Raw genomic sequence first — 23,447 nt, forward strand, 5'->3', positions numbered from 1 at the left:
AGTTCATGCGTACCCGGTTTCCGGCACCGCCGAGACCACCCATCCGGGCGGAAAAACCGTGTCCCACGTCCCGGTCCGCGAACGGCTCTGCCACGTCGGCGTGCCCGCGGGTGAGCTGCGGTACAGGCCCCGGGCGGCGGCAAGGGTGCGGTCGTACTGGGTCGGCCAGCCGATGTCGGCGGCGAGCTGCTCGAGAACGACGCGATCCCGGCTCAACGCCCGTTCGGTGTGGGCGAGTGCGGGCAGCGAGTCCCGCTTGTCGGTGTTGCACCTTCCGCAGGCGAGTACGAGATTCGCCAGTCCGTCGAGGGGTACCCGGGACCACGGTAGCACGTGGTCGACCGGGCTACCCTCGGAAAGTATTGCCGCACAATAGAAGCAAGTCGCTCCGAACGCCTCACGAAGCGCCACCCGGGGCTTCGTGAGCGAGACGCGCTCGCGACCGAACAGGTGCCCCGCAATGTCGGGAACGTCGAGAAAGGCGTTGTACCGGCGCACGTCCTGTACCCACAGGATCTCCAGAGTCGGAGTGAGCAGACCGGACAGGCGCGCCAGGGCCGCCGCAACTCCCGGAAACAGACGGATCGCGCCGCCGTGCCGGACGATCGCCGCCCGGGTGATCCCGGAGTGCAGCCAGGAGTCGTCGTAGAGGAACGGTTCACCGCGTCCGCCCGGCACCCGCTGCAGCCGGTACAGCGGCTGTTGCGCGAGCGTGAGCGCGACCTCCGCGACGGTCTCGCGGTACAGGTCCGGCTTCCGCGATCTCGCGCGGGACAGACCGGCCACCCCGTCGGCGTTCACGGCGCCGCGCAGTGCCTCCACGGCCGTCAGGATCCGAGCCCTGGGCTGCGACGACTGCCGGAGCCGATGCCCGTCGAACGGGCGGACCTGGGGCCAGTACAGGTCGATCACACGCTCGGCGAGCGCGTCGATCGGCACGTCGAGTGCCGCGGCCGGGTCCGCCGGCAGGTGTTCGACGCAGAAGCCGACCAGCGCCGACAGGACAGCCAGCTTGTAGGTGGCGGTGCGCGCACCGGTCTCGAGGACGGCGACGACGCGCTGACCGAGCGCGAGAGGATCCGTCGGTGGTCCGGTACCGTCCACCCCGCGACGGTAGCGCAGCGGAAGGAACCACGATGGGCAAGCTGGTCCGCGACCGGATTCCCGAGATCATCGAAGCCGACGGTCGGGTGGCGCACACTCGGATACTCGATCGGGACGAGTACCGCTGCGCCCTGCTCGACAAACTCGTGGAGGAAGCGCACGAACTCCGGCACGCGCGGGGCGACGACGAGCGGCTCGGCGAACTCGCCGACATGCACGAGGTGTTCACGGCTGCGCTCTCCGCATTCGGGATCACCGCGGACGAGGTGGTTGCCGCGGCTGCCGCCAAGCGCGCCGAACGCGGCGGCTTCGATCGCCGCATCTGGCTGGAATAGCTCTGTCGTTGCGGAACGAGTGCTCAGGTGAGGAACGGCAGCACAGTGGCCTCGAACTCGCGGTGCCGGTCGCGGTGGATGCTGTGGCCACAGGTGAAGTCGTGGACCGCGACGTCGCCGAGGACGTCCACCGCGGCCGTGAGCCGGGTCGGATCGACCATGCTGCCGGGCCCGCCCCGCAGAATCAGCGTCGGCGCGGTGATCTGCGCAAGACGTTCCCACCACATCGGATTCGGCGCGCGGAACTGGGTGATGGCCGAGCCGGTCATGGAGCGGTCGAAGGCGAAGGTCGCGCGCGGATTGCGCAGCAGGCTCGTCGAGGCGTGCCACAGTTCGCCCGGCGACGGCAGACGCCCACCGAGCACCGGCGGCGGATCGCCCGGACGCAGCGGCAGCGGGGCCTCCTCGAGCACGAGCCGGCGCACCAGGCCCGGGCGCTGCTGCGCGACGAGGGATCCGGTGTGCCCGCCGAGGGAGTGCCCGACGAGGTCGACCGTCTCGAGGCCCAGGTGCTCGCAGAGCCCGAGCACGTCGGCGCCGAACTCGTCGAAACGGTAGGACGCGGCACGGGCACTGCGTCCGTGGCCGCGCAGGTCCACCGCCACGACCCGCCGGCCGGCCGCGAGCAGTGACCGGGCGAACCGGTCCCACGTGCGGCCGTCGCCGCCCATCCCGTGCACCAGCAGCACCGGCACGGGGTGGTGGCCCGTCCTGGGAGCCGAATCCCGGTAGGCGATCGCCACCCCGTTCGGCGCGGCCGTCAGCACACTGGTCTCCACGTCCATCGAGCGTACTCACTCGTAGACGCCCTCCACATGCCAGTGCTCGTCGACGTGGATCACCAGCAGGGCCCGGGACTCCTCGAGCCGCACCTGCAGCCGTGCCACCGCCCGCGCCGCCACCGGATCCCACCAGTACTCGTCCACCGGCCACGGCCCGGCCCACCCGCGCACCCGCCAGCTGCGGCTGCCCCAGCTCAGCCGGTCGGGATTGCCGCTGAGCAGACCACGCTCGGTCACCGTCACCGGGGTGCCCGCCGCATCCTCGAGCGCAACGGGAGGCAGGGTGGTGAGCACCACAGCCGGGGCGGGCGGCGGTAGCCGGCCCGGCCACGGCGCCGACGGATCCGTCGCCGGCACCGACTCCTCCCCCAGCGGCACGAGGGTCACCCGTTCCACCGGGCCACGTCCACCACTGAGCACCCCCACCAACACGGAATCGGCACCGAGCAGTCCCTGCACCCGCACCAGGGCGCGCCGGGCCCGCTCGTCCTCGTCGCCGACCCCGCCCCACAAACCCAGCTGCAACGATCCCGCCGCCACCACCTCCACCGGTTCGAGCCGCAGCAGGACGATCCCGGCGGTGGGGCGGGCCGCACTGTGCCCGGTGAGCCAGCCGTCGAGTTGCCAGCGCACCCGATCGGCGGTGCCGTCCGGGGTCAGCGGCTCGGCGCAGCGCCACGTCCGGGCCAATTCCTCACCGTTGCCGGTGCGGGCGGCCACCAGCAGCCGGGTGCAGGCCACGCCCGCCGCGGCCAGCCGGGTGTGCAGCACCGCGGCAAGTGCCCGGCCGGCGAAGGCGGCCGAGTCGACCCGTTCGAGCGGCGGATCACAGGGACGTTCCACCACCAGATCGGGCGGCAGGGCACGACCGGACGGCGGCCGTTGCGGCCGTGCCCGTGCGTCGCGGTGCGCGGCGACGGCGTCCGGGCCGAAGCGGGAGGCGACGTCGGTCGGCGACAGCGCGGCGAACGCCCCGATCGTGCGCAGACCGAGCCGTTTCAGCAGGTCCACCAGGTCGACGCGCTCAGGGGCCGCCAGGGACGGCTCCAGACAGATCTCCGAAATACCCAGAGGCGCAAGGAATTCCTCGTCCCCTCCGGGCGGGACGAGGCGGGCGTGGCGGGCGGCGAGCACCGCGGTGAACAACTCGTCGGCGATCCCGACCTGGCATTCGACGCCGGTGGCGGCCACCTCGTCGATCAGCCGCTCGGCCGCCGCCTCCTCGGAACCGAACCAGCGCACGACGCCGCGCGCGGCGAGCACCACCAGACCGGGACGCAGCACCTCCACGCCCGGCGCCGTCGCATCGATCGCCGCCGCCACCGGTTCGAACAACCGCGCGTCGCGACCCGGATCATCCTGGGCAACATACAAATCCGGACACCGAGCCTGAGCCTCCCGGCGCCGCAGGCCCCGTCGCACGCCGGCGGCCCGGGCCGGTGCGGAACAGGCCACCACCCGGTTGGCCGAGATCACCGCCACCGGTGCCGTCGGCGGCAGGTCGGCGGCCGCGGCGGCAGCGATCGCCGGCCAGTCCGGGCACCACAGGGCCACCACCCGGGCCGGGCGGGGTTCGCTCACAGCGCCACCTCGGCAGGCCGGGGACTGCCGACCTGCGCCGGTCCGCCCGGCCGCCACTCCACCCCGGTTCGACCGGCGCACAGGTCCATTCGCGCCGACCGAGGCTGGAAGGACCGTCCCTGGGCACGCACGGAGAACCTGGTACCGCACAGTCTGCCCCGGGCCGGGGCCGACAGCCCCCGGTAACCGTGCACCGCAGCCTCGAGCCGCACGTGCGCTCCGTCCCACCGGCCGTCGGTGACCACCAGGGCTGCACCCTTGCTCCGGGCCCGAGCCACCACCGCCCGGGCCCGCGACGGCGGCACCACGACGCCCCCGAGACCGAGAACGACGAGGTCCATGCCGTCGAGCAGGACGGCGGCCACCTCCACCGGATCCGGCCCCGGGTGGGGGATCAGCGCGATCCGGCTCAACTCGGCCCCCATCTCGGCGGCAGCCAGCAGACCCAGGCGGCGATGGCCGACGACGGCGGCATGCCCACCGGCGGCGGTGGCCGAGGCCAGCACACCGAGCAGCAAAGACGTTGCTCCCGAAAAGCTTACGACGGATCCACGAGTCAGGCCGCCGTCCGGGAGCAGCCGGGCGAGAGGCTCGGGCACCGGGAGCAACCGATCGGCCGGGACCGGAGACGCGGCGGGTTCTGCCGGGCGGGGACGGGCGCTCTCCCCCCTCGCGGGGATCGCGGCGATCTGCCGACGCAACGCCTCGAGCCGTTCCTGCCGGGAAGGACCCACCGGATCCTGCGACCCACCCTCGACCCGAAACTCGGCCACCTCGCCCACACGAACTCCCCTCGCCCTGCGCCGGCCGCGTATAACACGGCCCACCGACAAACCGCGGGGAAGACGCGGTTGTTCGAACATGTATTCGAACAGCTTCAGTAGACCCGATTCCGGGGGCGCCCGTCAAGCGCTGCCCCCCGCGGCATCCACTACCCTCGTGAAGGTGTCGGAACAGGAGCGAGCGGCAAGCGTCGTCGGCCCGGATCACTTGGTGGCCGGACGTTATCGGCTCGTCTCCAAACTCGGCGGCGGTGGCATGGGGGCGGTCTGGCTCGCCCACGACACCCTGCTCGATCGGGACGTGGCCGTCAAACAGGTCACCTCGACCGTGGGCCTGCCCACGGGGGCCGCCGAGGAGATCCGCCGCCGCACGCTGCGTGAGGGCCGGATCGCCGCCCGCCTCACCCACGAGCACGCGATCGCGATGTACGACGTCGCCCTCCATTCCGGCGAGCCGTGGCTGGTCATGGAGCATCTTCCCTCCCGCAGCCTCGCCCAGGTGATGAACATCGCCGACACCCTGCCGCCGCTCGAGGTGGCGCAGATCGGCGCACACGTCGCCGATGCGCTCGCCGCCGCCCACGCAGCCGGGATCGTGCACCGCGACATCAAGCCGGGCAACATCCTCGTCGCCGAGCGCGGCCGCGAGCTGGGCACGGTCAAGATCAGCGACTTCGGCATCGCCCGCGCGAAGGGCGACCACGACCGGTCCGGCGTGATCACCGGCACCCCTGCCTTCTTCGCACCCGAAGTGGCCCGCGGTAGCGATCCCACCGAGGCCAGCGACGTCTTCTCCCTGGGCGCGACCCTCTACACCGCGATCGAGGGTCAGCCGCCGTTCGGCATCGATCCCGACTCGATCGCCCTGTTGCACCGTGTCGCCCGCGCCGAGATCATCCCGCCTACCCGCACGGGCCCACTGACCGACGTCCTGCTCGCGATGCTGGAACCCGACCCCGCCCGTCGCCCGACGATGGAGCAGGCCCGGGATCGTCTCGCCGCGGTCGTCCTCGGGGCCGACGCCGACCCGGAACTGCTCCGCGGCCGTCCGATCCTGTCCGCCGACGGAACCGTCCCCGTGTGGGCGCGGCGCGCCACCGCCCCCGTCGTGGGATCCCGGCGCACCGCGGGCGCCGGCGGCACCCTCACCGGATTGCCCGCCGCTCCCCAGCCCGTCTCGCTGCGGGGCGTACCCCGCCCCGCGGAGTTGCTGCGCCGGCTGCAGCCCACCGGCCCCCCGCCGCGCACCACACGGGAGAAGGTCGTCGCGTTCGCGCCGATGGCGATGGCGGTCATGGTGGCCGTGATCGTTCTCGCGCTGATCGTGGCCCTGATCGTCGCGGTCGCCGTCAGCTGAGCTTGACCTTCGGGTCGGCCGAAGCTCGATGATGGTGCCGTGACCCCCTCCCCAGACCTGATCACGATCGGCATCATGGCCCGGCTCAGCGGGCTCACCCCCGGAGCGCTGCGGTTCTACGGCGACTGCCGGCTGCTCGTGCCCGCCCTGGTCGATCCCGTCACCGGCTACCGGTACTACACGGTCGACCAACGCGAACGAGCGGTGACGATCCGTCAGCTCCGCGAACTCGACGTCCCGCTCGAGGATGTCGGCCGGATCCTCGACGGCGATGCCGAGTCCGGTGCCGCGCTGCTCGACGAACACGTCGCCGAACTGCATCGCCGGGCCGAGCGCGCGACCCGGCTGGCCTCCGACGTCAAGTCCCGCCTCACCGCCTTCGCGGCACCGCCGGCGGTCGTCGTGCCGGGCCGGCTCCTCGCCGGCACCGTCGAACGCGTTCTTCCGTCCGTCGCCATGGATCCGGAAATTCCTTGCCTGACAGGCGTTCTCGTCGAGGTGGAGGCCGGGGCGGTGGTCCTGACGGCGACGAACCATTACCGGCTGACCACCGGCTCGGTGACGGCCGCGGCCCGCACCGGGGACCCGTTCCGCACCGTCGCCGACAGCTCCGCGCTCCGCGGGACCGCCACGTGGCTGCGGGAACACGAGAACGTCGGCCTGGCTCTCGACGACTCGGGCGCGCTCACCCTCACCGGCGCCGACGGTGAGCGGCACCGCTGCCCGGCCGTCGACGGAACCTTCCCCGACTACCGCAGCATGCTCGGCGCCCTCGCCCCGCCGGTCACGCGGGCGATCGTGCACCGCGACGCCCTGGCCGGGGCCGTGCGCGACGCTGCGGCCGGCCCGATCGACCTTCGCGTGCGGGCGACGGCACTCACCGTCGGCCACCGGGGGCACGACCGCGTGCTGCCCGCCGACGTCACCGGCGCCGACCTGGATCTCGCCTTCGACCGGGACGGGCTGGGAGCCGCCCTCGACACCGCCGTCGGACCGGAGGTGCTGCTGGACATCGCCTCCTACGACCGGCCCGTCGTGATCCGCTCCGCCGCGGCCGGGGACCTGACCACGCTGGCCATGCCCGTCCGCCGGGAGGAACGGCCGTGACCACCGATCCCGACCCGATCATGGCCGCCGTCACCGAGGCGGTCACAGCCGCCCGCTCCGGCGACGACCCCACCGCCCGGACTCGGCTGGTGGCCTTGTGGGCGAGCGTGGGGCCGCACGGCGATCCCCTGCACCGCTGCGCCCTGGCCCACTACCTGGCAGATCTGTACGACGATCCCGCCGTCTCCCTCACCTGGGACCTCCGCGCCCTCGACGCGGCCGCGGCCCTCGACGACGACCGGCTCGCCCGGCACGACGCCGCGTTGCAGGTGCGGGCCTTCCAGCCGTCGCTGCACCTGAATCTCGCCGACGACTACCGGCGTCTCGGGTCCTTCGCGGTAGCCACGGAGCACTTGACGGCGGCCCGCGACTGCGTCGACATCCTGCCCGAGGACGGGTACGGCCGCACGGTACGCGCGGGGATCGAGCACGTCGCCGCGGCACTCGCGACCGGCTCGACCGCGCGGCTGCCCACGCACTGAACTCCGGTCAGTCGATCCGCCGCCGGTGCGCCCACCGGGTGAGGGCGTTGCGGTTGGACTGCTGGGTCTTGCGCAGCACGTTCGACGCGTGCGTTTCGACGGTCTTGACCGAGATCACCAGTTCCTCGGCGATCTCGCGGTAGGTGTAGCCGCGCGCGAGCAGGCGCAGCACCTCGAGCTCGCGAGGGGTGAGGGAATCGAGTTCGGGGTCGAGCGGCGGCTCCGGCACGCTCGAGCGGCCGGTGAACGAGTCCAGGACGAAACCGGCCAGACGCGGGCTGAACACCGCGTCCCCGCCGGCGACCCGTCGCACCGCGTCGGCCAGTTCGGCTCCCGAGATGGTCTTGGTGACGTACCCGCGGGCGCCGGCCCGGATCACGGCGATGACGTCCTCGGCGGCGTCGGACACGCTCAGCGCCAGGCACACCGGCCCGTCGGCGATCCGTCCGAGCACCGCCACCCCGCCCCCGTCGGGCATGTGGACGTCGAGCAGGACCACGTCGGGGCGGGTGGCGTCGATTCCCGCGACCGCTTCCGCGACGGTGCCGGCCTCGCCGACGACCTCCATGTCGCCCTCCCGCCCGAGCTCGGCGCGCACCCCCGACCGGAACACGGCGTGGTCGTCGACCAGGAACACACGGAAACGGCGGGAGGCGTCGAGTGACGTCAAGTGGGCTGCTCCTCTGAACGGGCGTCGGTGCCCTCCCACTCTAGGGTCGTCGTGCGCTCCGCCCCGGTACCGGCACGGGGCATGTGGATGCGGATCTCCGTGCCCTTGCCGGGGTTCGAGCGCACGACGACCCGGCCGCCGCGACGCTCCACCCGGCCCCGGATCGAACGGGCCAGGCCCTGCCGGTCCTCCGGAACCGCGGATTCGTCGAAGCCGACGCCGCGGTCCCGGACGAAGACACTCACCTGTTCGGGTTCGACCTCGACGAACAGGTCCACGCTGTCCACCCGCGCATGCTTGGCCGCGTTGACCAGTGCCTCCCGGGTGGCACCGAGCAGGGCGGTGAACGACTCGGCGGTGAGGTCCTCGTCGTCGCCGGGTACCGCGTCGCCGACGATCACCGGCGCCACCGACACCCCGTACTGATCCTCCACCTCGCCGGCGATGGTGCGCAGCGCCTCGGCCAGGCTGGTGTGCGGGGTCTCGCCACCGCCGAACAGCCAGCGGCGCAACTCGCGCTCCTGGCTGCGTGCGAGGCGCAGCACCTCCTGCGAGTCGTCCGCCTGCTTCTGGATCAGGGCGAGCGTCTGCAACACCGAATCGTGCAGGTGCGACGCGATCTCCTCGCGTTCCTCGTTGCGGACGCGGGCGGCGCGTTCCGCCTCCAGCGCGCGCCACATCCGCACCCACAGCGGGACCGACAGCAGGCCGGCCCCGACCAGTGTCACCAGCACCGCCAGCACCGACGAGCGCAGGGCCGCCACGTCGACCTGCGCGAGGATCACGACGCCGAGCCCGAGCACGATGAGCGAGGCGCCGCCGACCACCCGCGCCCAGGTGAGCACGGTCGGGCGCGCGGGCAGGCCCAGCACCGAACGCGGTCCCTCCGCGTCGAACTCGCGCCAGACCAGCGCGGCGCCCACCGCCACCACGACGACGGGTGCGATCACCGAGCCCACGCCCCCGTTGAGCAGCCACGAAAGCCCCACGGCCAGGCCCACTCCGATGACCGCAAGGCCCAGGGCCCGGCGCCGTTCGGTCGGTGACGGCGGTTCGGTGTCCGAGCCCTGCGGTGTGAGGACCCACAGCAACCCGTAGGCGACGATGCCCAGGCCGGCGAGCGCGGCCAGCACCGTGAACGCCACCCGCACCTTGAGTACGTCGACCCCGAGATGGTCGGCGAGACCGCCGGCCACGCCGCCCACGACCCGGCCACCGACCCGGCGCTCGAGGCGGGGGGTGGGCAGGGGTGGGTAGGGAACCGGCTGCATACCTTCGATACTGGCACGCCTACCCCGTCCCGGGCATCGGGGACGAACCCTGAACCGGCGACCGCCCACCGGCGCGGAAATCAGGGTCGGTCCCTGATGCGCGACGGGGCGGCGGTCCAGAAGGATGTGGTTCATGAACACGCGAAGCTTCCCCGAGCAGCTCTCGGACATGTGGCGCACCCGTCCGGTCCGGCTGCCACGACAGGGCCACGTCGCCGGGGTGTGCGCGGGCATCGGCGTGCGATACGACGTGGATCCGGTGCTGATCCGCGTGGCGTTCGTCGTGTCCACCTTCTTCGGCGGTGCCGGCCTGGTGCTGTATCTGGCGGGCTGGCTGCTGCTGCCGCGCTACGGCGATCAGGTCTCCCCCGCCGAATCCCTCGTCGGCCGCGGCCAGAGCTCCGAATCGAGCACCAAGGTCGTGGTGCTGCTGGTGGTGCTGGCCGTCGCGGCGAGTGCCTTCGGTCCGCTGGGCGCCGGGGTGGGCGGCTCCGGATTCGTCAGCATGGTGCTGATGCTCGGCGGTCTGTGGCTGCTGTACCAACGCCGGCCGGAACCACCGGTCCTGCCCGGGGCACCGCAGCTGTTCCCCCAGAACCCCTTCCAGGCGCCGTTCCAGCAGAGTCAGTACCAGCAGAGTCAGTACCAGCAGAGTCAGTACCAGCAGGCGCCCTTCGCGCAGCACACCGGCGCCCCCGGGCCCGCACCGGCGGACCCGGACTTCTGGACGAAGCCGGAACCGGAATCACCCCGGACCGGTGCGCAGTCCCCCGGGCCGGAACCGGCACCCCCGCAGGATCCGTTGCTGCAGCGCCCCACGCCACCGTCGTGGGATCCGCTCGGTGTCGCACCGTTCGCATGGGACCTGCCCGAGCCGACGCCCACGACGGCCGTAGTGCCCGCGAAACAGCCGCGTTCCCGGCTGACCACGACCGTGCTGGGCCTGGCGGTGCTCGCCGCGGCGGCCGCAGGCGCGGTGGCGTCCGCCGGCGAGGTCGCGTGGCTCACCCCCGCGCGGATCGGTGCGATCGCGCTCGCGGTGATCGGACTCGGCCTGCTCGTCGGGGCGTTCCTGCACCGCGGTTACGGACTGCTGGTGGTGACGGGTCCCCTGCTCGGGTTCGTGGTGCTCGCCTCCCTCGTCGGACCGATCGACACCTCGTCGTGGGGGGAACAGTTGTACTCGCCCCGCACCGCCGCGGAACTGCAACCGGCGTACTCGGTGCAGATGGGCGCTCTGCAACTGGACCTGCGTGGACTCGAACTCACCGAGGACGAGACCGTCTCCGTCGAGACCCGATTCGGCGCCACCGAGATCCTGCTGCCGCAGAACCTCGACGTCGACGTCGTCTGCACCGAGCAGGCTTCGAACCCGTGCACGATCCAAGGCCTCGACGGCGGCGACGACGGCGTCGGCGGACCGGTCCTGACCCTGAATCTCGACACCGCATTCGGCAACTCGGAGGTGCGCCGTGGCTGACACCGACTACACCGACCCCACCGAGCCGACGTCCGGCGCCCGGCGACGGGGCCCGTCGATCCTGATGCTGCTCTCCGCGATCGCGGCGCTGGCCGTCAGCGCATGGGCGCTGATCGGGCCGTTCTCCCTCGAGCCGCTCGCGAACGTCGAGTTCCGCTGGCTGCTCGTCGCGCTCGCCGTGGTCGTCGGCGCCGCCCTGGTGTTCGCGCCGGGCAAGAAGAAGCGCTGACCGCACCGTCCCGGAACGCACTGCGCCCTTCGGATCCGATCCGAAGGGCGCAGCCGCGTCTCACTCCCACTCGATGGTGCCCGGCGGCTTGCTCGTGACGTCGAGGACGACGCGGTTGACGTCGGGCACCTCGTTGGTGATGCGGGTGGAGATGCGCTCGAGGGCCTCGTACGGCAGGCGGGTCCAGTCCGCGGTCATCGCGTCCTCGCTGGAGACCGGGCGCAGCACGATCGGGTGGCCGTAGGTACGGCCGTCGCCCTGGACGCCCACGCTCCGCACGTCGGCGAGCAGCACCACCGGGCACTGCCAGATCTGCTTGTCGAGACCGGCGGCCGTGAGCTCCTCCCGGGCGATGGAGTCGGCGCGACGCAGGATCGCGAGCCGTTCGCGGGTGACCTCGCCGATGATGCGGATGCCCAGGCCCGGGCCGGGGAAGGGCTGGCGGCCGACGATCTCCTCCGGCAGGCCGAGTTCGCGCCCGACTGCCCGCACCTCGTCCTTGAACAGCAGCCGCAGCGGCTCGACCAGCGCGAACTGCAGATCCTCGGGCAGGCCACCGACGTTGTGGTGGCTCTTGATGTTCGCGGTGCCGGTGCCGCCACCGGACTCGACGACGTCCGGGTACAGGGTGCCCTGCACCAGGAACTCGACGGTGTCGCCGTGGGCGGCGTTCTCTCCGAGCACCTCCGAGACGGCACCTTCGAAGCTGCGGATGAACTCGCGGCCGATGATCTTGCGCTTGGTCTCCGGATCCGTCACGCCGGCCAGTTCCCGCAGGAACGTGTCGGCGGCGTCCACGGTGACGAGCCTCGCCCCGGTCGCGGCGACGAAGTCCTTCTCGACCTGCTGTCGTTCGCCCTCGCGCATCAGGCCGTGGTCGACGAACACACACGTCAGCCGGTCGCCGATGGCGCGCTGCACCAGGGCTGCGGCGACCGCGGAGTCGACCCCGCCGGACAGGCCGCAGATGGCGCGCCCGTCACCGACCTGCTCGCGGATCTGTTCGATCAGGGCCTCGGCGATGTTCGCGGCCGTCCAGGCGGCGGGGATACCGGCGATGTCGTGCAGGAAGCGGCTGAGCACCTGCTGGCCGTGCGGGGAATGCAGGACCTCGGGGTGGTACTGCACGCCGGCGAGCCGGCGCGCGCGGTCCTCGAACGCGGCCACGGGCGCGCCGGGACTGCTGGCGGTCACCTCGAAGCCGTCCGGCGCGGCGGTGACTCCGTCGCCGTGGCTCATCCACACGGGCTGCGTCGCGGGCAGTCCGTCGTGCAGGACACCCCCGGTGACGGACATCTCGGTGCGCCCGTACTCGCGGTTGCCGGTGTGCGCGACGGTGCCGCCGAGCGCCTGGGCCATGGCCTGGAAGCCGTAGCAGATGCCGAACACCGGGACGTCCAGGTCGAACAGTTTCGGGTCGAGTTGCGGTGCGCCCTCGGCGTAGACGCTGGAGGGGCCGCCGGAGAGCACCACGGCGAGCGGGTCGCGGGCCGCGATCTCCTCCACCGGCGTGGTGTGCGGCACGACCTCGGAGTAGACCTTGGCTTCGCGGACGCGGCGGGCGATCAGCTGCGCGTACTGGGCTCCGAAGTCGACGACGAGGACCGGCCTGGACTGCTGGGTTTGCGACACCCGAACAGTCTAGAGGTCCGGTCCTCGTCCAACGAACGGCGGTTCGGGTCAGGCGACGCCGGACGCGGACCCGGTGCGAACCTCGACGATCGGCAGCGACAGCGCGCCCGGAGCGCCCGCCGGCACGACCGGCTTGTTCGGGGCGATCGGGTCCAGCCGGCGGTAGCCCTCCCCCTGGCCGGGACGCAGGTCCTGCTCCCCCTTGTTCGGCCACAGCGCCGCCGCGCGCTCGGCCTGCGCCGCGATGGTCAGCGACGGATTGACCCCGAGGTTGGCCGAGACGGCGGCCCCGTCCACGACGCTCAGCGTCGGGTATCCGTACACGCGGTGGTACGGGTCGATGACGCCGTGCTCGGGATCGGTGCCGATCACGCAGCCACCGAGGAAGTGCGCGGTGAGCGGGACGTTGAAGATCTCCCCCCAGGTGCCGCCCGGGACGCCGTCGATCTTCTCGGCGATCCGGCGGGTGGCCTCGTTGCCGACGGGAATCCACGTCGGGTTGGGGTGCCCGTGGCCCTGCCGGCTGGTGACCTTGCGGCGACCGAACAAGCCCTTCTTGGTGTAGGTGACGATCGAGTTGTCCAGGTTCTGCATGACCAGGGCGATGATGGTGCGCTCGCTCCAGTCCTTGACGCTGAGCATCCGGGCCATCTGGACCGGGTTCTTCACCACCTGGCCGAGGAACTTCAGCCAGCGTGGGGTGCGGCCGCCGCCGTCGGTCATCAACGTCTGCAGCAGACCCATCGCGTTCGAACCCTTGCCGTAGCGGACCGGCTCGATGTGGGTGTCGGCAGTGGGATGGAACGACGACGTGATCGCCACACCGCGGGTGAGGTCGAGGTCCGGGTCGACGCTCATCTTCCCGGCGCCGACGATCGACTCGGAGTTGGTGCGGGTCAGATGACCCAGCCGGTCGGACAGTTCCGGCAGGGCGCCGGTGTCCTTGAGGTGGTGCAGGAGATGCTGGGTGCCCCACGTGCCGGCGGCGAGGACGACGTGCCCGGCCGTGTAGGTACGACGGTTCTTCCGCTTCCACGCGCCGGTGCGCTCGGTGTCGACGTCCCACGTGCCGTCGGGGGCCTGGCGCAGGCCGGTGACCGTGGTGAGGGGGACGATCTCGGCGCCGGCCCGTTCGGCGAGCCCGAGATAGTTCTTCAGCAGTGTGTTCTTGGCGCCGTGCCGGCATCCGGTCATGCACTCGCCGCATTCGATGCAGCCCGTGCGGTCGGGGCCGACACCGCCGAAGTACGGGTCGGCGACGGTACGCCCGGGCTCCCCGAAGTACACCCCCACCGGGGTCTGGATGAAGGTGTCGCCCACGCCCATGTCCGCGGCGACGGACTTGACGATCTCGTCCGCGGGGGTCATGTGCGGGTTCTGCACCACGCCGAGCATGCGACGTGCCTGGTCGTAGAAGGGGCTGAGCTCGTCGTTCCAGTCGGTGATGTGTGCCCACTGGCCGTCTTCGAAGAACGGAGCCGGCGGCTTGTAGAGGGTGTTGGCGTAGTTGAGGGAGCCACCGCCGACGCCGGCTCCGGCGAGGATGAGGACGTCGTGCAGCAGATGGATCCGCTGGATACCGAAGCACCCCAGCTTGGGTGCCCACAGGAATCGCTTGAGATCCCAGCTGGTCTTCGCGAAGTCGGCGTCGGCGAAGCGCCGGCCCGCTTCGAGGATGCCGACCCTGTACCCCTTCTCCACGAGCCGCAGGGCCGTCACACTTCCACCGAACCCCGATCCGACGATGAGGACGTCGTAGTCCGTCGCGCGCTGCTCACCCACCGAAACACCTCCATGAAGCTGGTTGTTACTCACCAGTATGCACGGGCTTGCTGTGACCATTGCCACAAGGGCGCCCTAACTGTAACCATGAGTTCCATAAACCGCAGGTGAGGGCTGGAAACGGCTGTGGCCGAATGTCACACCGCTTCGATCGAATCGACGCGATGTGACATTCGGCCACAGCGGGTAAGGGGGTAGCGGCGGGTCAGGCGCGGACGGTCAGGCCGACCTTCTGGAACTCCTTGAGGTCCGAGTAACCCGACTTCGCCATCGCACGGCGCAGACCGCCGACCAGGTTCAGCGAGCCGAACGGATCGTCGGACGGACCGGTGAGCACGCGGTCCAGGCTCGGGCGCTCGTCGTAGGCGACCTGCAGCAGCGCGCCGCGCGGCACGGACGGATGCGCACTCGCCGACGGCCAGTACCAGCCCCGGCCCGGGGCCTCGGCCGATACCGCGAGGGGGGCACCGAGCACGGCGGCGTCGGCACCGCAGGCGATGGCCTTGGCCAGGTCGCCCGAGGTCTCGATGTCGCCGTCGGCGATGACGTGGACGTACCGGCCACCGGTTTCGTCCAGGTAGTCGCGACGGGCGGCGGCCGCGTCGGCGATCGCCGTCGCCATGGGCACTCCGATGCCCAGTACCTCGCTGGTGGTGGTGGCGCCCGCTGTCGAGCCGTAGCCGACGACGACGCCCGCCGCTCCGGTGCGCATCAGGTGCAGCGCGGTGCGGTGATCGCTCACACCACCCGCGACGACCGGCACGTCCAGCTCGGAGATGAACGTCTTGAGGTTCAGCGGCTCGCTCTCACCGTGCGCCACGTGCTCCGCGGAGATGATGGTCCCGTGGATGACCAGCAGGTCGAGGCCGGCCTTCACCAGGTGCGGAGTCAGCGCCCGCGCATTCTGCGGGCTGACCCGCACGGCCGTGGTCACGCCGGCATCGCGCACCTGCGCGATCGCGGCGGCCAGCAGGTCGGGCTGCAGCGGGGCCGCGTGGAGCTTCTGCAGGTGCGCGATCGCCGCTGCCGGGTCCGGGTCGGACTCGGCGATGCCGACGAGGCGTTCGATCTCGGCATCGACATCGGCGTGCCGGCCCCACAGGCCCTCACCGTTGATGACGCCGAGGCCACCGGCCTTGCCCAGTTGCACCGCGAAGGACGGCGAGACCAGCGCGTCGGTGGGATGGGCGAGCAGCGGGATGTCGAATCGGTACGCGTCGAGCTGCCAAGCCGTCGACACCTCCTTCGAGGAGCGCGTCCGGCGGGACGGCACGATGTTGATGTCGTCCAGCTCGTAGGTGCGTCGGGCGGTTCGCCCCATGCCGATTTCAACCAGGTCGCGCACGCGCGTCCCTTTCTTCTCAGGTAGATGCCCCCACCGGACACTCCGGCGGGGGCCGATCGCGGACTCTTGCTCTACCGAACCACTGCTCTACCGAACCACGTAGTTCGGCGCTTCGGCCGTGATCGTGATGTCGTGGGGATGGCTCTCCTTCAGACCCGCCGCCGTGATCTGCACGAACTGCGCCTCCTGCAGTTGTTCGATGGTGGCGGCACCGGCGTAGCCCATCGCTGCCCGCAGGCCGCCGATCAGCTGGTGCGTGACCTGCTGCAGCGGACCACGGAACGGCACACGACCTTCGATGCCCTCGGGCACCAGCTTGTCCTCGGAGAGCACGTCGTCCTGGAAGTAACGGTCCTTCGAGTACGACTTGCCCGCGCCCCGGCTCTGCATCGCGCCGAGCGAACCCATGCCGCGGTAGCTCTTGAACTGCTTGCCGTTGACGAGGATCAACTCACCCGGCGATTCGGCCGTGCCGGCCAGCAGGGAGCCGAGCATGGCCGTGGAGGCGCCGGCGGCGAGCGCCTTGGCGACGTCGCCGGAGAACTGCAGGCCGCCGTCGGCGATGACCGGGACGCCCGCGGGCTTGGCGGCGGCGACGGCCTCGAGGATGGCGGTGATCTGCGGCGCGCCGACGCCCGCGATGACGCGGGTGGTGCAGATGGAGCCGGGACCCACGCCGACCTTCACGGCGTCCACACCGGCCTCGATGAGCGCTGCGGCACCCGCCCGGGTCGCGACGTTGCCGCCGATGATCTGGACCCGATCGCCGACCTCGGCCTTGAGCTTGGCGATCATCCCGAGAACACCCGCGGAGTGACCGTGGGCGCTGTCGACCACGAACACGTCCACCCCGGCGTCCGCCAGGGTCATGGCCCGGGACCACGCGTCGTCGCCCACGCCGACCGCGGCACCGACGAGCAGGCGACCGTCGCGGTCCTTGGTGGCGTCGGGGTGCTGCTCGGTCTTGACGAAGTCCTTGACGGTGATCAGTCCGGTCAGGCGACCCTGCCCGTCGACGATCGGCAGCTTCTCGATCTTGTGACGGCGCAGCAACCCGAGGGCGGCTTCGGCGGTGACACCCTCCTGGGCGGTCACCAGCGGCGCCTTGGTCATGACCTCCGCGACCGGGCGGTTCTGGTCGACCTCGAACCGCATGTCCCGGTTGGTGATGATGCCGACGAGCTGGCCCTCGTCGTCGGTGACGGGCAGCCCCGAGATGCGGAAGCGCGCACACATGGCGTCGACCTCGGCGAGGGTGGCGGTCGGCTTGCAGGTGACCGGGTCGGTGACCATGCCCGCCTCGGACCGCTTCACGGTCTCGACCTGCGCGGCCTGCGCCTCGGCGGACAGATTGCGGTGCAGGACGCCCATACCCCCGGCGCGGGCCATCGCGATGGCCATGCGCGACTCGGTGACGGTGTCCATCGCGGAACTGACCAGCGGAACCCGGAGACGGATGTCCCGGGTCAGCTGGCTCGACGTGTCCACCTGGCTCGGGATGACGTCCGACGCGGCCGGCAGCAGCAGCACGTCGTCGAAGGTCAGACCCAGCATGGCGACCTTGTCCGGGTCGTCACCGCCGGTATGCACGTGCCCTCCGGTACTCCTCATGCGGTTCGGACCCTCCATGACGCGTCGATACGGTGCGGGCGGGTGGCCCCCGGCCCGGCATCGGTGATTACGGAACACAATGTCGTGAAAGACAATGGTGCGAGCGGTGCGCACCGTTCCCCGGACGCTCCGAACAACGATGCCCTGCTCGTGAACTATCGTATCGGTTCACCGGGACCGGCACACACGCGCATCCGCACGCGTACACGAAGGTCCGCGGGAAGTCCACGGTGTGACGGCTGGCGCGGACCCCGTCGGACTGCGTACCGTGGAGTCGTGCGTGATCAGTTGCCTCCCGGTCTGCCACCGGACCCATTCGCTGGAGATCCCGACGATCCGTCCGCCGCACTGGACGCCATCGAGCCGGGTCAGCCGCTCGACCCTGCCGAGCGGCTGGCCGTCGAGGAGGATCTTGCCGACCTCGCGGTGTACGAAGCGCTGCTGTCGCCGCGCGGCGTCCGCGGCCTGGTGGTGTGCTGCGAGGACTGCCATCAGGATCACTACCACGACTGGGACATGCTGCGGGCGAACCTGCTGCAGTTGCTTGTCGACGGTACGGTCCGGCCGCACGAGCCGGCCTACGATCCCTCCCCCGATGCCTATGTGACATGGGACTACTGCCGCGGCTACGCGGATGCGTCGATGAACGAGGCGCTACCGGTCGACCCGTACGGCCTCGACTCCTAGAAGAAGCCTCCGCACCAGAAGAAGCCTCCGCACCACGGGAAGGGCCCGCCGGGACACACGTCCGGCGGGCCCTTCTCGTCACGTCTACTCCGAAGGTGCGGGCACCGTGTACTCCGAAGGTGCGGGCACCGCGGTGATCGTCTGGCTGATCGACTGCTGCTCCAGCGAGGTGGACGGCGCCGGTGCCGACGCCGACGGGGTCGTGGTCGGCGCAGCGGTCGGCGCGGTGGTGGGCTCCGGCGTCACCGGTGGGCTCGTCGGTCCGGTGGACGGGGGCGGAGTGACGGGGGACGGTTCCGGACTGGGTGCCGGCTGCGACGACGGCGGCACCAGATCGACGCCGGGTGCCTCAGTGGACGTCGCCGGGGGGACCGTTCCCGTACCGGGTGTCGTACCGGCGATGGTGGGGTCCACGGTCGACGGGGTCGTCGGAGTGGTCGGCACCGGCGCGGGAATCACCTGCGTCGACTGGACCGGGGGCGCGGGCAGCACGGGCGGAGGCGGGGGCGGAAGGAGCTTGCTCAACTCGGTGGTGAGCCGCTGCACCCAGTCACCCAGCTGGTCCCGCTGGCCGGCGTCGGTGACCGATCCGGACCGCTGCTGCGCCGACTGGATCAGTTCCTGCGCGCCTTCCGTGTCGCCGACGGCGAGCCGCTGCTCGGCCTCCTGCAGCGTGGAGGCGGTGTCGATCCGGGCGACCGTCGACTCGGCCTGCTCACTGAAGACGACCTGCTTGACACTCCACAGCGGGTCGCCGGGTTCGGCCTGGTAGGACACGGCGGTCGCACCACCGACGGCGATGGCGATCAGGGCGGCGGCGCCGGCGATGGGCCGGATCAGGCGGAGCTGGGTGCGGGCGCGGGAGCGGCGCTCGGCGAGTGCGTCGCGGGCACCGATCTCCCGGTTGACCGCGGCGACGATCTCGTCGAGATCCGGCTCGGAAGGAAGCGGATCGGCCAGGATCTCGGCACGCCAGCCCGCAAGAAGGGTGGCGAGCTCGTATTCCTCGGTCGTCTCGGTGGGCACCGGTCCGTCCCCGGAGATCGCGTCGATGAGGGCGTCGTCACGGCGCACGGCCGCAATGTCCACGGGGGTGCCGTCGTCGGCGAGATCGGCGAAGAAATCGTCATCCGCGCCGTGCTTCCTACCCATTTCTCTCACCTGCTCTCGTCACTTCCTTCTTCAGTCGGGCGATGGCACGGTGCTGCGCCACTCGAATGGCCCCTGCCGTACTTCCCACCGCTGCTGCCGTTTCTTCCGCGGACAGGCCCACCACGAGCCGCAGGACCAAGATCTCCCGCTGCTTCTCCGGAAGCGTGCCCAGCAGCTGCTTCATCTGCCGGCTCGTCTCCGCATTGAGCGCCTGCTCCTCCGGACTGTCGTCCAGCGACATCGACTCGGGTACCTCCGCGACCGGATCCGCCCGGTTGCGGGCGGCGCTGCGGTGCGCGTCGGCGACCTTGTGTGCCGCGATCCCGTACACGAATGCCATGAAGGGGCGTCCCTGGTCCTGATACCGCGGCAACGCCGTCATCACGGCCAGGCACACCTCCTGCGCTACGTCGTCCGCGGAGAGCTGGCCACGCTCCGCGGCTCCGACCCGTGCCCGGCAGTACCGGACGACCAAGGGCCGGATGGTTCTCAGAACCTGAGCGAGGGCCGTCCGATCTCCCTGCGCAGCCGCAGCGACAGCGGAGTCCAACTCCTCACCCATGACAGTCATCGATTGCGCAAGTCCTGGCGTTACAAAGTGACACGACCCCCCGGCCGGGTGTGCTTCCACTTGCAGTGGAACATCCCCAGACTAGCGACACGACCGGACGGAACGGACGCACGGATGGCTTCTAGACCCGGATCGTTGCGAATCTCCCACCGCGCCGGACGACGAGTGCCGCCGACTCGTCGCGCACGCGCCGAGCCGCCTCCCCGCCCCCGAGCCCGTCCCACAGCATCGCGGCCGCCCAGCGCAGCGGGACCAGACCGAGCGCGGTACTACGGTCGAGTACGTCGAGGCACAGGTCCCGGGCGGGCGTGAGATCGGACTCCCCGGTCCACGAGGCGGCCCGCAGCAGATCGGATTTGACCAGGTGCCGGACCGAGCCGCTGCGTTCGGCCTCGGCCGCGGCCGCAGCCGAACGCCGACGGGCGGTGGCGAAGTCCCCGGAGGCCAGGGCAGTCTCCGCGCAGACCCAGTGCAGGCGCACACGCTGGCGCCGGAACACCGCGCCGTGCACGCCTTCGGCGGCGTCGAGAGCGGCAGCGCAACGGTCCAGCAGCCGGACGGCCGGCCGGATCCGGCCGCACCCGAGCGCGTCCGCCGCCAGCCCCGTGAGGGCGTCGCACCGAGCCTCGACGGTCCACGAGGAATACCGCGGGGCGTCGGCGAGCGCCGCGGCCGCCCGTCCGTCGAGGACGGCGGCCTCGCGGTGCCGGCCGAGCTGACGCAGCAGCGACGCCTCGGTGCTCGCCGCCAGGGACGCGAGCGCTCCGTCCGGACCCGTGGCGCGGCGGAGCCGGGTCAGCTCCGCGCGGGCGGCGGCGTAGCGACCCTGACCGCCCAGGGCGACGGCCCGGTGCCACGACGCGACGCGATCCCCGCCGGGCGGGAGAGGGAACAGGTCCGGCCGGGCACCGAATGCCGCCGAGGCGAGCGTGGACGTGTCGGACGGCAGGGCGGTGACGGGCACGAGGCCATGATCGCACCCCTTCGCCTCCGTCCGGCGGGGAGGTGGAGTGCATTCCGAGAAATATGCACCGCCGGCGCATCAATTACTTCCGTGCTTCGGCCGGTTGAACATCCGGTTTACGTTTTGTTAATTACAGACACGGTGTCGGTACGAAAGATGCGCACGCCGTGGCAATTTTCGGCCCCGGCGAACCGGACGGATGCCTTCCGGCACCCAGCGCAGGGCCTATAGTCCCTGATCGGGGCCATTCCGGGAACCGGAGGACGGCACGCACCGTGGAGGCGCACACCCTCAGGACACAATCACGGATCAGCCACGATGTAAATATTTCGGCGGTTAATTCTCGCAGATCGGGATATGGAAATTGCCACTCCGCGAAAGTGTTGACTCCATTTCCTCGCCACCTTTACGGTTACGAAGCCTGAACAACTGCTTTGGGGGGAAAGACCTTCCGCCCACGGTCCGCTCGCCTCGGGCGAGCACGCTGCAAAGGAGTACCCATGCCTGCACCACACCACTTGCCCGGACCGAACGCGGACGTCTGGGATTGGCAGATGCACGGACTGTGTCGTGGGGTGGACTCCTCGATGTTCTTCCACCCGGACGGTGAGCGCGGCCGGGCCAGGGCGCAGCGCGAGAGCCGGGCCAAGGAGATGTGCCGGCAGTGCCCGGTGCTCGTGCAGTGCCGGGAGCACGCTCTGGCGGTGTCCGAGCCGTACGGCATCTGGGGCGGCATGTCCGAGACCGAACGGGAGATGTACGCGCGGCACCGACGACGGCGGATCGCGGTCTGACCGGCCCGCCGGACGACACCACGAGACGACGAAGCCCCGCACGGATTGTTCCGTGCGGGGCTTCGCAGTTCCCGGGTACCCGGCCGACTCCGCGGCCGGGCACCCGGCTCGCTAGTGAGCGTGACCGTGGCCGTGACCGGCCTCGGGCGCCTCCTCCGGCTTGTCGACGACGGCGCTCTCCGTGGTCAGCACCATCCGCGCCACCGAGGACGCGTTGACGACCGCGGACCGGGTCACCTTGACCGGATCCACGACACCGTCGGCGAGCAGGTCACCGTAGGTGAGGGTGGCTGCGTTGAACCCGGACCCGGCGGGGGCCTCGGACACCTTGTTCACCACGACCGACCCGTCGAGGCCGGCGTTAGCGGCGATCCAGTACAGCGGGGCCGCGAGCGCGGCGCGCAGCACGGCGACACCCGTGGCCTCGTCACCCGAGAGCGAGTTCTCGAGCGCGTCCAGCTCCCGGGCGGCCTGCACGAGCGCCGAACCACCACCGGGCACGATGCCCTCTTCGACCGCGGCCTTGGCGGCGTTGACAGCGTCCTCGACACGGAACTTGCGCTCCTTGAGGTCGGTCTCGGTGGCTGCACCCACCTTGATCACCGCGACGCCGCCGGAGAGCTTCGCGAGCCGCTCCTCGAGCTTCTCCCGGTCCCAGTCGGAATCGGTGGCCTCGATCTCGCGACGCAGCTGCGCGACGCGGTTCTCGATGTCCTGTTGCGTACCGGCACCGTCCACGATCGTGGTGCTGTCCTTGGTGACCACCACCCGGCGGGCCGAACCGAGCAGGTCGAGACCGGCATCCTTCAGGGTCAACCCGACGTCGGAGTTGATGACGGTGCCGGCGGTGACGACGGCGAGGTCGTCGAGGAACGCCTTGCGGCGGTCACCGAAGAACGGCGCCTTGACCGCGACGGCCTTGAGGGTCTTGCGGATGGAGTTGACCACGAGGGTGGAGAGCACCTCCCCCTCGACGTCCTCCGCGATGATCAGGACGGGCTTGCCGTTCTCGGCGATCTTCTCGAGCAGCGGCAGGAAATCGGGCAGGGAGCCGATCTTGTCGCGGTAGAGGAGGATGACGGCATCCTCGAGCACCGCCTGCTGTGCGTCGATGTCGGTGATGAAGTAGGGCGACAGGAAGCCCTTGTCGAACTGGACGCCCTCGGTGACGACGAGCTCGGTCTGGAGCGTCGAGGATTCCTCGACGGTGACGACACCGTCCTTGCCGACGGTGCTCAGGGCCTCGCCGACCATGTTGCCGATCTCCTCGTCGCGCGAGGAGACGGTGGCGACCTGGGCGATGGCCTCCTTGCCCTCGACCGGGGTGGCGGCGGCAAGGAGCGCCTCCGACACCTTCTCGGCGGCCCGGCCGATGCCGTTGCCGAGTGCGATGGGGTTGGCGCCGGCCGCGACGTTCTTCAGGCCGGCCTTGATGATGGCCTGGGCGAGCACGGTGGCGGTGGTGGTGCCGTCACCGGCGACGTCGTTGGTCTTGGTGGCCACGCTCTTGACCAGCTGGGCGCCGAGGTTCTCGAACGGGTCCTCCAGCTCGATCTCCCGGGCGATGCTGACACCGTCGTTGGTGACGGTCGGGCCGCCGAACGCCTTGGCGAGCACCACGTGCCGCCCACGCGGGCCGAGGGTGACCTTGACGGCGTCGGCGAGCTGATCGACGCCACGCTCGAGTGCCCGCCGCGCGGTCTCGTTGAACTCGATTTGCTTGGACATG

At 71.0% G+C, this 23,447-nt stretch carries 22 protein-coding genes; 8 read left to right on the forward strand and 14 right to left on the reverse strand.

Annotated features, from left to right (window positions below; translation table 11 throughout):
• Positions 1-3: 3 nt before the first annotated feature.
• Positions 4-1,104 carry an HNH endonuclease gene (locus tag F1734_RS18695; protein WP_017679639.1) on the reverse strand — a complete coding sequence of 367 codons (1,101 nt, stop codon included), beginning with the start codon at positions 1,102-1,104 and terminating at the stop codon, positions 4-6.
• Between the two features lie 32 nt (positions 1,105-1,136).
• Between F1734_RS18695 and F1734_RS18700 the strand changes: the two genes are divergently transcribed.
• Complete coding sequence (locus tag F1734_RS18700) at positions 1,137-1,439, forward strand: nucleoside triphosphate pyrophosphohydrolase (protein WP_017679640.1); 303 nt, start codon at positions 1,137-1,139, stop codon at positions 1,437-1,439.
• Positions 1,440-1,462: 23 nt separating this feature from the next.
• Here the strand turns inward: F1734_RS18700 and F1734_RS18705 are convergent, their stop codons facing one another.
• Genes F1734_RS18705 through F1734_RS18715 form a run of 3 tightly spaced genes read right to left on the reverse strand, consistent with a single transcriptional unit; the run spans position 1,463 to position 4,584 of the window.
• Positions 1,463-2,218 (reverse strand): alpha/beta fold hydrolase, encoded by a 756-nt coding sequence (locus F1734_RS18705; RefSeq protein ID WP_026137515.1) that lies wholly within the window; start codon positions 2,216-2,218, stop codon positions 1,463-1,465.
• Positions 2,219-2,233: 15 nt separating this feature from the next.
• Entirely contained in the window at positions 2,234-3,802 is a 1,569-nt protein-coding gene (locus F1734_RS18710) for a DNA polymerase Y family protein (RefSeq protein ID WP_140188718.1), read from the reverse strand.
• The gene (locus F1734_RS18715) at positions 3,799-4,584 is read right to left on the reverse strand and encodes a hypothetical protein (protein WP_026137516.1); all 786 of its coding nucleotides are present in this window, start codon (positions 4,582-4,584) and stop codon (positions 3,799-3,801) included. The genes F1734_RS18710 and F1734_RS18715 overlap by 4 nt, the downstream gene beginning before the upstream one ends.
• 163 nt (positions 4,585-4,747) lie before the next feature.
• Here F1734_RS18715 and F1734_RS18720 point away from each other — a divergent pair, with 163 nt between their 5' ends.
• Genes F1734_RS18720 through F1734_RS18730 form a run of 3 tightly spaced genes read left to right on the forward strand, consistent with a single transcriptional unit; the run spans position 4,748 to position 7,530 of the window.
• A complete protein-coding gene (locus tag F1734_RS18720) occupies positions 4,748-5,941 on the forward strand; it encodes a serine/threonine-protein kinase (protein ID WP_026137517.1) in 1,194 nt (397 codons plus the stop codon).
• A 39-nt stretch (positions 5,942-5,980) separates the two neighbouring features.
• Positions 5,981-7,048, forward strand: a complete 1,068-nt coding sequence (locus F1734_RS18725) for a DNA polymerase III subunit beta family protein (protein ID WP_017679643.1) — start codon at positions 5,981-5,983, stop codon at positions 7,046-7,048.
• Positions 7,045-7,530 (forward strand): hypothetical protein, encoded by a 486-nt coding sequence (locus F1734_RS18730; RefSeq protein ID WP_010595554.1) that lies wholly within the window; start codon positions 7,045-7,047, stop codon positions 7,528-7,530. The genes F1734_RS18725 and F1734_RS18730 overlap by 4 nt, the downstream gene beginning before the upstream one ends.
• Before the next feature lie 7 nt (positions 7,531-7,537).
• On the opposite strand, the gene F1734_RS18735 is transcribed toward F1734_RS18730, so the two are convergent.
• Both F1734_RS18735 and F1734_RS18740 read right to left on the reverse strand, forming a co-directional pair.
• Positions 7,538-8,200: a response regulator gene (locus tag F1734_RS18735; RefSeq protein WP_010595555.1), complete on the reverse strand. Its 663-nt coding sequence runs from the start codon at positions 8,198-8,200 to the stop codon at positions 7,538-7,540.
• Positions 8,197-9,471, reverse strand: coding sequence for an ATP-binding protein (locus tag F1734_RS18740; RefSeq protein ID WP_010595556.1), 1,275 nt, complete (start codon positions 9,469-9,471; stop codon positions 8,197-8,199). Before F1734_RS18740 ends, F1734_RS18735 begins: the two co-directional genes overlap by 4 nt.
• Positions 9,472-9,604: 133 nt before the next feature.
• On the opposite strand from F1734_RS18740, the gene F1734_RS18745 reads away from it, so the two are divergent.
• Both F1734_RS18745 and F1734_RS18750 read left to right on the forward strand, forming a co-directional pair.
• Positions 9,605-10,951 carry a PspC domain-containing protein gene (locus F1734_RS18745; protein WP_203010886.1) on the forward strand — a complete coding sequence of 449 codons (1,347 nt, stop codon included), beginning with the start codon at positions 9,605-9,607 and terminating at the stop codon, positions 10,949-10,951.
• Complete coding sequence (locus F1734_RS18750) at positions 10,944-11,180, forward strand: hypothetical protein (protein ID WP_010595558.1); 237 nt, start codon at positions 10,944-10,946, stop codon at positions 11,178-11,180. Before F1734_RS18745 ends, F1734_RS18750 begins: the two co-directional genes overlap by 8 nt.
• Positions 11,181-11,240: 60 nt before the next feature.
• On the opposite strand, the gene guaA is transcribed toward F1734_RS18750, so the two are convergent.
• From guaA to guaB, 4 genes are all read right to left on the reverse strand, one after another.
• On the reverse strand, positions 11,241-12,812 hold the full coding sequence (guaA, locus tag F1734_RS18755; RefSeq protein ID WP_010595559.1) for a glutamine-hydrolyzing GMP synthase: 1,572 nt from the start codon (positions 12,810-12,812) through the stop codon (positions 11,241-11,243).
• 48 nt (positions 12,813-12,860) lie between these two features.
• A complete protein-coding gene (locus F1734_RS18760; protein ID WP_017679645.1) occupies positions 12,861-14,594 on the reverse strand; it encodes a GMC oxidoreductase in 1,734 nt (577 codons plus the stop codon).
• 205 nt (positions 14,595-14,799) lie between these two features.
• Positions 14,800-15,939 carry a GuaB3 family IMP dehydrogenase-related protein gene (locus F1734_RS18765; RefSeq protein WP_010595561.1) on the reverse strand — a complete coding sequence of 380 codons (1,140 nt, stop codon included), beginning with the start codon at positions 15,937-15,939 and terminating at the stop codon, positions 14,800-14,802.
• Positions 15,940-16,026: 87 nt separating this feature from the next.
• Positions 16,027-17,550: an IMP dehydrogenase gene (gene guaB, locus F1734_RS18770; protein ID WP_029540128.1), complete on the reverse strand. Its 1,524-nt coding sequence runs from the start codon at positions 17,548-17,550 to the stop codon at positions 16,027-16,029.
• 276 nt (positions 17,551-17,826) lie between these two features.
• Between guaB and F1734_RS18775 the strand changes: the two genes are divergently transcribed.
• Positions 17,827-18,237: a DUF5319 domain-containing protein gene (locus F1734_RS18775; RefSeq protein ID WP_003938028.1), complete on the forward strand. Its 411-nt coding sequence runs from the start codon at positions 17,827-17,829 to the stop codon at positions 18,235-18,237.
• Between the two features lie 84 nt (positions 18,238-18,321).
• On the opposite strand, the gene F1734_RS18780 is transcribed toward F1734_RS18775, so the two are convergent.
• From F1734_RS18780 to F1734_RS18790, 3 genes are all read right to left on the reverse strand, one after another.
• Entirely contained in the window at positions 18,322-19,389 is a 1,068-nt protein-coding gene (locus F1734_RS18780) for an anti-sigma-D factor RsdA (RefSeq protein ID WP_010595564.1), read from the reverse strand.
• Positions 19,382-19,960, reverse strand: coding sequence for a sigma-70 family RNA polymerase sigma factor (locus F1734_RS18785; RefSeq protein ID WP_010595565.1), 579 nt, complete (start codon positions 19,958-19,960; stop codon positions 19,382-19,384). The genes F1734_RS18780 and F1734_RS18785 overlap by 8 nt, the downstream gene beginning before the upstream one ends.
• 121 nt (positions 19,961-20,081) lie before the next feature.
• Positions 20,082-20,924 (reverse strand): hypothetical protein, encoded by an 843-nt coding sequence (locus tag F1734_RS18790; protein WP_010595566.1) that lies wholly within the window; start codon positions 20,922-20,924, stop codon positions 20,082-20,084.
• A gap of 500 nt (positions 20,925-21,424) precedes the next feature.
• On the opposite strand from F1734_RS18790, the gene F1734_RS18795 reads away from it, so the two are divergent.
• Positions 21,425-21,718, forward strand: coding sequence for a WhiB family transcriptional regulator (locus F1734_RS18795; RefSeq protein ID WP_010595567.1), 294 nt, complete (start codon positions 21,425-21,427; stop codon positions 21,716-21,718).
• A gap of 111 nt (positions 21,719-21,829) precedes the next feature.
• Here F1734_RS18795 and groL read toward each other — a convergent pair whose 3' ends face one another.
• Positions 21,830-23,446: a chaperonin GroEL gene (groL, locus tag F1734_RS18800; protein ID WP_048773469.1), complete on the reverse strand. Its 1,617-nt coding sequence runs from the start codon at positions 23,444-23,446 to the stop codon at positions 21,830-21,832.
• Position 23,447: the final 1 nt, after the last annotated feature.

Source organism: Rhodococcus ruber, assembly GCF_016804345.1.
GTDB classification, from domain to species: Bacteria; Actinomycetota; Actinomycetes; order Mycobacteriales; family Mycobacteriaceae; genus Rhodococcus; species Rhodococcus ruber.